Genomic DNA, 8,876 nt, shown 5'->3' with positions numbered 1-8,876 from the left:
AGAACTATACTCAGTGCGAATTGCTTTTTATACTGTAGTTATTCATTTAAAAGGCGGAATAGTATGAATCGTCGTCAGAAAAAAAAGCAGAAAGTTGATCATTTAGCTTCCATTAAAGATAAGCTAAGTGCAGTTGACGTCTCTCAAGTGCGAAATCGCATTGCCGCTTTTTGGGCATTATTGCCGTCATTGCATCGAAAGCTACTCTTAGTTCTTGCTCCCATTGTTATTATTTTGTTCTTCATTCCGGTTCCAGAAGCTTCAAAAGATCCGCAAGAAGCTACCAGTCGAGTTGAATTAGAGATTAGTACTGTAGGTTTGAGTGAACAAGCAGGAGCTAAGCAGCAACCACTTCAATCAAATGATTGGCGTGAATATTTAGTACAGCAGGGTGATACGCTTGCCCAAGTATTTAGAAATAATAAGTTGTCTCAAGCTGATCTCAACGCTCTCGTCAAAATTGAAGGTCAAGATAAGCCGCTTAGTCAAATCAGAAAAGGTCAGTTGGTACGATTCAAACTACAGGAATCTGGTCAATTAGATATACTTCAGTTAGAGAAGGGGACATCGTCAGTGATGTTTTTCCGTTTATCTGATGGGGGGTTTGGTCGTAGTAAATAAAATTATTATTGACTGCCGCATTGAATTTAAAGAAGAGCTAATTGTTAGCTCTTTTTTCGTTTTTTAAATGGAGTGAGTGGAAGCACAATCAAAAGAATGCCAATCAATGTTATCCAGTCTGGTATTTCATCAAACCAAAGCACCCCGAATAATGCAACAAAGATAAGTCCTGAATATTCCGCTAGGGCAATTTCGCTTGAATGCGCCTTTTTATAAGCTAATACCGCCAGCCCGTTGTAGCCTAAAATCAGTGCTGCACTCAAAGCTATAAAGGCAATATTGGTATGACTGATTGGCTGCCAATACCCAACGGTTAATATAAACGAGGTAGGTAAGGATAATATGGTTGTCCACCATAAGGTGGTTATTACAGTTTGCTCTTTGGGTAACTTTCTAACCAGTATATTAAAAAGAGCAAGAGTGCATGCTGTTCCCAATGCAAATAGCGCCGCCCAATGAAATTGAGATGGTCGAAGAACAATTAAAACCCCAATAAAACCGATTATTGTGGCTAAAACTTTCCCTGCAGCTGGCTTCTCATTAAGCAAAACAGCAGAAAGGGGCAGCATTAAGAGAGGAGCTGTATAGAAAACAGCATTGGCGGTCGCTAGTGGTAAATAAGTGATAGCCATTACCATACAGCCGCTCCCAATAAGAATGAGGTGGGCTCTAATTAAAGTAATGCTTTTTTGTTGAAGTTTCTTTTGTGTTCTAGATTGTTTTAACCACAGAGGTGTGATTAAGACTAAGGAAAACAACTGGCGAATGAACATGTACTGGAAAGGTTGAACATCACCTTGTAGTGCTTTCACTGCCACATCTGATAATGAAGCAAAAAAATTCCCTGCAACCAAAAGTAGGATTCCAATTGTAATATTACTCATGGTTGCCTCTGTTTTACTTCTTTTCTAAGCGCATATCGATGTGCGGAATATCATCTTCTAGATACATCTCTGAAATTCTTTTAAATCCATGTTGCTCGTAGTATTTTTCTAAGTGTTCTTGTGCGCCGATATCAATGGTTTGACTAGGGAATAATCTTTCAGTTTGGAGAAGAGCTTGAGTTAGTAATTGATGACCTAAACCATCGCCACGTGCAGATAAGCGTGTGGTGACTCTACCAATACTGACATTATCGAAGGTGACGCCTTGTGGAAGTAATCGCGCACATGCTACAAGTTTTGCGTCTTTATAACCAAGTAAGTGATGAACGCCGTTTACGGTATCTTTACCGTCAAGCTCTGGATATGGACATGTTTGCTCAACGACGAAAACATCAGTTCTTAATCGTAAGAGTTCGTACAACTGCTGAGTGGTGAGTTGTGAGAAAGGAATACACTGCCACGTAATCATATTTTCATCCTGAATTAAATTATGGCAGTGAATGTATCAATAGCGCTGTGGTTAATCATTAACAATTGTTAATTAATGCAGTTTTCATTTACTAGAGCGATCTGTATTTAGATCGCCTCTTTAAAGACGGTTATGAGTTATCCGCTATTCTCGTTTTAATTCTGCTTAGGCTGATTGCTGTGATCCCTAAATATGCCGCAACTTGGTTGTCATTAAGTCGCATCAAAAGGTCAGGATAATGTTCACAAAATAATTGGTAGCGTTGTTCTGGTGTATAAAGCAGCATGAAGCGCTCTTTGTTCTCTTTATACATTAATTGTGTCTCAAGCAACTTAAGGTAAAGAGGATTATTTTGCTCTCGCCATTCGACAAGCCATTTCATTGGGATTTCTAGCAAAGCAATAGGTGTGAGGGTTTCAAGTAAGTACGGGGAAGGCTGAGATTTGATTAAGCTTTCGAAGCCTATCACCCAATCATGCTCCCAGTAGAACTCTTTACTATACTGTTTTCCCTCCTCGGTTAGGTAACAAGCATGGCACAACCCTTCAAGTATAAAGTAAATGGAGTCTGCCATTTCTCCTTGGTTCACTAAAATATGTCGTGTAGGAAGCTCTATCGATTTAGCGACAGAGATAAGAGACTCTATCTCTTGATCACTAAAGTTATAGTTTTTTAGTTGTTCAATAAACGCTGAATGCATGTGTATCACCTAAGCCAAATAACTGCAGAAATCATCGCACTTATTTAGGCTTAGGTATAGACACCGTCTAATGATCTTTATGTCTGACTTGTTGGGCTTTAAAGCTCTGAAGTTAGGTTAAGTGATTGTTGATGTAGGCTTCTGCTTTGTCTCTTCCCATATACTTGCCTAAGGTTTTAAGTGGTACTTTGGGGAGGTTCACGACAATTAAACCGTCTAAAGCATCGTTAAATGCGGGGTCGACGTTAAAACAAACCAGCTTTCCATTCATGCCTAAATACTGTCTCAGTAAGACAGGTAAGCCTTTTCCTTGTTCCATACGAGACAGGACTTTCGATAGTAAAGGCACGCTGGCAAGTGATGACAATAAGTGGTTTTGCCAAAAAACTTTCTTGTTAGTACTCAATGGAGAGAGTGGGCTGACTAAATTTGCCTTTTCTTCATCGTAATGATGTATAGATAAAGTAGTCGCAATAAGTAAGCGGGCTGTGTGGCTGTAATCATTACTGATGCTAACAGGACCAAATAAGTGCGTGTATTTCGGGTTACGAGCAACAAATGTCGCAATGCCTTTCCATAGCAATAGTAGTGAGTTGAGGTTCTTCTGATAGGCTTTACTGACAACGGATCGACCTAACTCAATGCTGTGATCTAAAGTATCGATAAACTCTTGATTGTAGTTGAATAAGCTACGCGAGTAGAGGTGGCTTAAACCTTGTTCTGAGATGAGCTCGTCTACTAAACCTAATCGATACGCGCCTACTAGTTCTGATTTTTCGGTATTCCAAACAAAGAGTTGATTGTAATACAGATCATATTCATCCAAATCACAGGCGAGACCGCTGCCTTCTCCCACTTCTCTAAAACTCTCTTCTCTTACTCTGCCAATCTCTTGCATTAGGTTAGGTATGACTTGGCTCGGTGTACAATACACTTCAAAGACGCCTTGTTCTAAAAGCTTCATTTCGCTTGGAATCGATGCGATCTCTTTACTGAGTAGTACAGGGTCGATGGCAGAAATTATTGAAGTATCAAATAATGGGTTTGAGGTGCTTTCTGAAAATTGGTCATCTTCTTGGCTCATTAAATAGGTATTTAAACGAAGGTAATTAACGATATCCATATCTTGTTCGAAAGATTTAATTTCAGAATAAGGAATCGAAGAACCAATAGAGATGGAAATTGTAGAAGCCCGCTTATTCAGTAACTCTCGACCGAGGAGCGCTGTTCTAAGTAAAGGGTGTACACGACCTGCTTGGTAAAATAGTTCGCTGTTTTTGCCGTTGATGAAGATTGGCACTGTTGCTGCTTGATGGCGTTTAACAAACTTAGCAACAGACTTACTCCACTTGATATCGGTGAGAGTTCTGTCTTCCTTTGAGTAACTTGATACCTCACCAGCAGGAAAGACAATGAGCACACCACCATCAGCTAAGTGATGATTGGCATCTCGGATAGCTTTTGCATTGGTTTGCTTAGCTTGCTTGTTATTAAAGACATCAACACCGATAAATAGCTCATCGAGTTCAGGTAAGCGCTTCAATAATTCATTAGCAAGCACCTTAACATCTTGGCGTATTGATCCAACTAGATCGGCGAGGATTACTCCTTCAATTGCCCCTAAAGGATGGTTAGCCACAATAACGACAGGACCTTCTGTTGGGATATTAGTAGTTGATCCCGCTGCAATACTGTAGTCAATATTTAACGCAGACAAAGTATGATGCATGAATTCAAAGCTCGATAGCTCGGCTGGGCGCTGTTGATATATTTGATCAAGCTTAGATAGCCCTGTTGCCCACTCGACAACAGATTCACCTAAACCGAAAGGTGTATAACGAGGTAAACGAAAAGGACTATCAATCATAATTATTCTGCCTTATTAATGAAGTTATAAAGAAAACCATTTTGATTTTTTAGATCTTTTACTGTAAGAAATGCACCGCATAGCCAAACCAGACATGCCATTCCAAATAACAAGCCACCGTCGTATCCGATAATGTCACCTGTCGCATTAAACTCAGGCATTTGAATTCCGAGAGGCGTAAATAGGTGGAAGAAAATAGCGCCACTCATGATGCCGACACTCATGAGTGCTCCCATCCCATGAAACCTGCTGAAAAGTAGAAAGGCGGCAATAAGCTCTGCTATTCCAATTACATACCCACCGATTGATCCAAACCAATCAAGCCCGGACCATTCACCTAGAGTTCCAAATATATGGTCCGTCTCATATGAGCCTGTGAACTTAAAAAATAGCGACTGAATAAATACAAAAGCAATAAATGCTGAAGGAATATGTTTAAGTGGAGCGAATGTCATAGTGAATTCCTTAATTGATTAGCTGTGGCCAATTTTTATCGGCTTGCTGAATGTGTGCGTCTCTTTTTGTTTCCCAAAGATCTTTAATGTCTTGGTCATAATTGAGATACAACTTGTTGTTCACTATGCTCCACTGCAATGGATCTCCTGGTGCAAAGTCATTTTTAGCTGAAACTGCCCATGCACAATAGCCACCATATTGAGGAGCATATTTTTCAGGATTATTAACAAATAAAGTCAAATTGGTTTCAGTAGAAAAATACCAATCTGCGCCTTTGTACTCTGTTGTGAATTGCTTGCTTCCTTTCACTGGCTTGTTTTGTGAAAAATAGGCAACGGTGTCATAGCCATCAAGGGCTTTACTGCTGAAAATACCGGTATAAATTTCATCATCGGCGAAAGATAAAGGGCTGAGCAGTAATAAGAATGCTGTCAGTAGTTTTCTCATAATATTCTCCAGTTCTATGTGTTTAATGCTTCTGAAAGGTCAAAAGTGGATCGGTTTTGGCTAATTTCGTTAGCTGTTATTTGATGGCTAATTACTTGATGATTCGCTATTTGATACGTCTTGATTGTTTTGGATGCTCCCTGTTCCTGCGATGTTTCTTTTAATGAAGAACATGGTGAGCCAGGGCGGTAGAACATTGAGAAATCACCATTATTTGAATGCAAATGCGTAAAGCTAACTGTGTGTGCGTCTTCTCTATGCATGCATGTCGACATGTGGCTGAAATCAGGGTGATGATGAGAATGAAAGGCAAGCAGCGTTTCTTGTGATTTACCAGTTTGAGTCAGCTTTCGGTAAATGGTCTGGCGATAATGCACGACGTTAGATAAATCAAAGCCAGATGAAAATAAAGGCGAGTCAGTTTCATATATTGAGATTTGCTCACCATTCCATGTGTAAGCCATAACCTTTGGGTTCAATAGGCTTAGATTCGGAGAGAAAACTAATAGCGTAAATGGAGCAAATCGCTCAATTTCAAGTTGCTGAAATTGTTGCGAGACTTGTTCTGTAGTCGAACTGCTAGAAAGTTGCTTTAGCAAAAGACCACGGCTTAGGAGTGAACCAGCAGCAAGCTTCCCTTGATAGTTATTGAGTAAACATAAGGACAAGCCGAATTGATTCATGCTAATCCAACTTCCGCCACCCACAGGATCTAAAGGCATCAAAACATCCACACCATCTAAGGTGTATTTTTTAGGTGGTAACGCTAATGCTCGTGATTTTTGTTCGTCACGGTTAAAAAAGACTTGGTAGCCTTTCTTTTCTAGTAGCCAAGATACTGAGCACATTTTATTGCTCCCTCAGGTAGCTAGCGGTTGTTGGGGCGTAACCAAAAGCGTGGCAAGTTTGTATTTCTAAAAAAGTCGCGATCACTTTGATCATTGCGTAGTGGTGATTCGCGTGCAGAGCAGCAAAAGTGATCTCTCGTTCTATGTTTGATGGAATAGAATGAAAAACTTGGTTATTCATAGAGACTTCAGTTTCAATAGTAATCGCAGTACTGAGTAATATTGGATCAACCTGTTTTAGCCAGTTAATGACATATTGGATCTCGGATAGAGCTATCGTGCGCTCATTTTCTACTGCATGCCCTCTTCGGCGAGTGTTGTAATCCACCGTCAGATCTTCTTGAATGATGAGCGCATGAAAAAGATCGAGAGTGTGGCGTGTATGCTCACCAATAGAGCTTGTGATATGTGGCTTAGCACTGCATAGATAATCGCTATCTGAAATTGAGCAAAGAAATTCGTACCCTTGATTTAGAATTTCGATCGCTCCTGTCACACTTGAAGGCATGGTTATCTGCGGCGTTGCCTGTCTTATTTGGTTCATTAAAAATCCTCGAAACTGGTTTGATTTTCTTTATGAGATAAAGGGTTCAATCAATCGTCTTTTACTTTATCTATGCATTATTAGTCTTTGGGAAATGGCTTAATCGGTGCTCGGGTATTGCTGTACAAGCCGTTTTTCATCTTGCCAAGCATTGAATAACTCTTTGAGAGGTGGAGTGCGGTGACCACGTTTTTTTTGCTGCGCGCCAATCTCAAATAAAATTCGATATTGCTGGAGTAATGTGGAAAAAATTTCTTTCAGAGGTGTGTTTCGATCCCAGATATGCGCTGCTTCACTACTGGCTCCATTCACTTCGAGAATCGTAAAATCTTCGCCTTGCATTAATGTTTGGATGTCCTTGAATTTGATATCTAAACGACCGTAATAGAAGCCACCAAAATCATTGAAAATCGCATCCAACTTTTGGGTGAGTGCTTCAGATATGAACTGGTTACCGTTTCTGAAAATAGATCCACGGCTGTGGCTTCCTGCAAAAGCGAGTTGAAATTCTTCTCCGTTTTGAGGAATCCAATCCAATTTATCAATGTGTCTTGGGAGGTAAAGGTGGCTTAGTTGACCGGCTCTTGGGTGACTTTTGATCAGTTCTTTAAGGGTGTGTTCACCATCCCCAGTTACGGTTGGTGCATACTTCAAAGTGATCGAAATGATCTGCCCTTGCTTTTGCTCTGGATAGCGAACATAAAAGACACCCGCTTCAGCTTGGTAAGGGGCTTTTTGTTGAAGTAGAAAACGTGCTTGATTCGGAAATGAATCAATATATTGCTCAAGTTGATCATGGTTATTGATCAGTTTCACGCCAGCACCGCGACAGCCTAGATCCGGTTTTGCGACAATCGGAAAATCTAGGCTTGCTTGTAGAAGAGCTGAATAGGCATCCTTTGCTTGCTTTTGGGAGTTAAGATCCGTTTTAGTCAGTGTAATAAAAGGGGAGATCCATGGTTGGCTTTGCTTACCAGCTAAGCTCAAAATGTCGTGCTTGGATTCACCAACCATACCGCTGAGCTTGATACTAGGGTTAGCAATAAGTGGTAACCCTAAGTCTTGATGCTGTAGCCCTTGGAGTAAGCTTTGCACGAAGACAGGGGTATAGAAAAACCAACTCGGCAGGAACTCATAAGGCGACACACTGCGTTTGGTATCTTCTTCTAATGGTGGCATACCCGCATTGATCTTATGAGGTGGAATACACTGGATTGCATTTAGTAAGCTCATGACAGCCCTCTTGAGTAAGTTCTATTAAGCAGACGGTTGGCAGTAATCAATAGTAAGACTGCACAAGGGATTACAGCCCATTGGTACTGGGTGGCTTGAAGCCAAGCTGAAGAACCTAAGTAATAAATGATTGAGAAAACAAGACAGGTCCAAATTGCCGTAGCACTGAGTACTGCGGCAAGAAAGACAGGAATGGATACAGAGAAGAAACCACTAAGAGTAAAACCTACGGTTCTTAGCCCAGGAATGAAGCGAATGATGAATAAATTCATGAAGGCGTTTTTATGTAGCCTTTGATGCAAAGCTCGGAAGTGACGATTAGTGAGCGCTTTATAGCGAACGCCACGGAAATAACGGCTTGAATGCCCTAAGTAATACAGAGCAAGATCACCAGTCGCAATACCAATGAAAATCGCAAGTAAAGCAAGTTCAGGTTGCATCACCTTTTGCACCGCCAGACCAGCAGCCGTGACTATGGCTAAGTCCTCAAGTAAGTAAGACAAAGCAATAATTGCGAGCATGAGCCATCCAACTGACTGTTCGCCAGAATTTAGGAATACTTGAATATTCTCTGTGATGCCCATAAATATCGCCTTTGCTTTTTAATCTCTAACTGGTAAACGGATATTTGGTTATCAATTTGTTACCAATTAATTGTAGTTAAATAGTAGACAGGGACTCATACAAAAAACTTACAGGTTGAAATTGTTTTTTTACTAAGATGTTTATTTCCTAAGGGTTTAAATTTGCGAACGTAGAGGCTAAAAGGCAAATGAGGAACTCATTAAGGCTGAAGGAGATGTATAG

Annotated in this window: 11 protein-coding genes; 1 reads left to right on the top strand and 10 read right to left on the bottom strand. The window is 40.5% G+C overall.

Going from position 1 to position 8,876, the window contains the following annotated elements; all coding sequences use genetic code 11:
- Positions 1 to 63 precede the first annotated feature (63 nt).
- Positions 64 to 621, top strand: a complete 558-nt coding sequence (locus L4C37_RS18890) for a LysM-like peptidoglycan-binding domain-containing protein (protein WP_273296992.1) — start codon at positions 64 to 66, stop codon at positions 619 to 621.
- Positions 622 to 665: 44 nt separating this feature from the next.
- On the opposite strand, the gene L4C37_RS18885 is transcribed toward L4C37_RS18890, so the two are convergent.
- From L4C37_RS18885 to L4C37_RS18840, 10 genes are all read right to left on the bottom strand, one after another.
- A complete protein-coding gene (locus L4C37_RS18885; RefSeq protein WP_429769431.1) occupies positions 666 to 1,505 on the bottom strand; it encodes a DMT family transporter in 840 nt (279 codons plus the stop codon).
- A 13-nt stretch (positions 1,506 to 1,518) separates the two neighbouring features.
- On the bottom strand, positions 1,519 to 1,974 hold the full coding sequence (locus L4C37_RS18880; protein WP_429769430.1) for a GNAT family N-acetyltransferase: 456 nt from the start codon (positions 1,972 to 1,974) through the stop codon (positions 1,519 to 1,521).
- 130 nt (positions 1,975 to 2,104) lie between these two features.
- Entirely contained in the window at positions 2,105 to 2,674 is a 570-nt protein-coding gene (locus L4C37_RS18875) for a Crp/Fnr family transcriptional regulator (RefSeq protein ID WP_273296989.1), read from the bottom strand.
- A 112-nt stretch (positions 2,675 to 2,786) separates the two neighbouring features.
- The gene (locus L4C37_RS18870) at positions 2,787 to 4,541 is read right to left on the bottom strand and encodes a bifunctional lysophospholipid acyltransferase family protein/GNAT family N-acetyltransferase (RefSeq protein WP_429769429.1); all 1,755 of its coding nucleotides are present in this window, start codon (positions 4,539 to 4,541) and stop codon (positions 2,787 to 2,789) included.
- Between the two features lie 2 nt (positions 4,542 to 4,543).
- Positions 4,544 to 4,996 carry a hypothetical protein gene (locus L4C37_RS18865; protein ID WP_273296105.1) on the bottom strand — a complete coding sequence of 151 codons (453 nt, stop codon included), beginning with the start codon at positions 4,994 to 4,996 and terminating at the stop codon, positions 4,544 to 4,546.
- Positions 4,997 to 5,006: 10 nt separating this feature from the next.
- The gene (locus tag L4C37_RS18860; RefSeq protein WP_171735456.1) at positions 5,007 to 5,444 is read right to left on the bottom strand and encodes a YHS domain-containing (seleno)protein; all 438 of its coding nucleotides are present in this window, start codon (positions 5,442 to 5,444) and stop codon (positions 5,007 to 5,009) included.
- Positions 5,445 to 5,458: 14 nt separating this feature from the next.
- Positions 5,459 to 6,292, bottom strand: coding sequence for an NRDE family protein (locus L4C37_RS18855; protein ID WP_429769428.1), 834 nt, complete (start codon positions 6,290 to 6,292; stop codon positions 5,459 to 5,461).
- 1 nt (position 6,293) lies between these two features.
- Positions 6,294 to 6,836: a hypothetical protein gene (locus L4C37_RS18850; protein WP_373367633.1), complete on the bottom strand. Its 543-nt coding sequence runs from the start codon at positions 6,834 to 6,836 to the stop codon at positions 6,294 to 6,296.
- Positions 6,837 to 6,935: 99 nt separating this feature from the next.
- Positions 6,936 to 8,069, bottom strand: coding sequence for a D-alanine--D-alanine ligase (locus L4C37_RS18845; protein ID WP_429769427.1), 1,134 nt, complete (start codon positions 8,067 to 8,069; stop codon positions 6,936 to 6,938).
- On the bottom strand, positions 8,066 to 8,653 hold the full coding sequence (locus L4C37_RS18840) for a DedA family protein (protein WP_429769426.1): 588 nt from the start codon (positions 8,651 to 8,653) through the stop codon (positions 8,066 to 8,068). The genes L4C37_RS18845 and L4C37_RS18840 overlap by 4 nt, the downstream gene beginning before the upstream one ends.
- Positions 8,654 to 8,876 lie beyond the last annotated feature (223 nt).

Source organism: Vibrio kagoshimensis, assembly GCF_050337535.1.
Taxonomy (GTDB): domain Bacteria; phylum Pseudomonadota; class Gammaproteobacteria; order Enterobacterales; family Vibrionaceae; genus Vibrio; species Vibrio gallaecicus.
The sequence above is the reverse complement of the archived record's forward strand: the minus strand, read 5'-3'. Positions and strand labels throughout refer to the sequence as shown.

Coding starts and splice junctions, on each gene's coding strand:
- L4C37_RS18890 (WP_273296992.1), top strand. CDS start 64: ATGAATCGTCGTCAGAAAAAAAAGCAGAAAGTTGATCATTTAGCTTCC.
- L4C37_RS18885 (WP_429769431.1), bottom strand. CDS start 1,505: ATGAGTAATATTACAATTGGAATCCTACTTTTGGTTGCAGGGAATTTT.
- L4C37_RS18880 (WP_429769430.1), bottom strand. CDS start 1,974: ATGATTACGTGGCAGTGTATTCCTTTCTCACAACTCACCACTCAGCAG.
- L4C37_RS18875 (WP_273296989.1), bottom strand. CDS start 2,674: ATGCATTCAGCGTTTATTGAACAACTAAAAAACTATAACTTTAGTGAT.
- L4C37_RS18870 (WP_429769429.1), bottom strand. CDS start 4,541: ATGATTGATAGTCCTTTTCGTTTACCTCGTTATACACCTTTCGGTTTA.
- L4C37_RS18865 (WP_273296105.1), bottom strand. CDS start 4,996: ATGACATTCGCTCCACTTAAACATATTCCTTCAGCATTTATTGCTTTT.
- L4C37_RS18860 (WP_171735456.1), bottom strand. CDS start 5,444: ATGAGAAAACTACTGACAGCATTCTTATTACTGCTCAGCCCTTTATCT.
- L4C37_RS18855 (WP_429769428.1), bottom strand. CDS start 6,292: ATGTGCTCAGTATCTTGGCTACTAGAAAAGAAAGGCTACCAAGTCTTT.
- L4C37_RS18850 (WP_373367633.1), bottom strand. CDS start 6,836: ATGAACCAAATAAGACAGGCAACGCCGCAGATAACCATGCCTTCAAGT.
- L4C37_RS18845 (WP_429769427.1), bottom strand. CDS start 8,069: ATGAGCTTACTAAATGCAATCCAGTGTATTCCACCTCATAAGATCAAT.
- L4C37_RS18840 (WP_429769426.1), bottom strand. CDS start 8,653: ATGGGCATCACAGAGAATATTCAAGTATTCCTAAATTCTGGCGAACAG.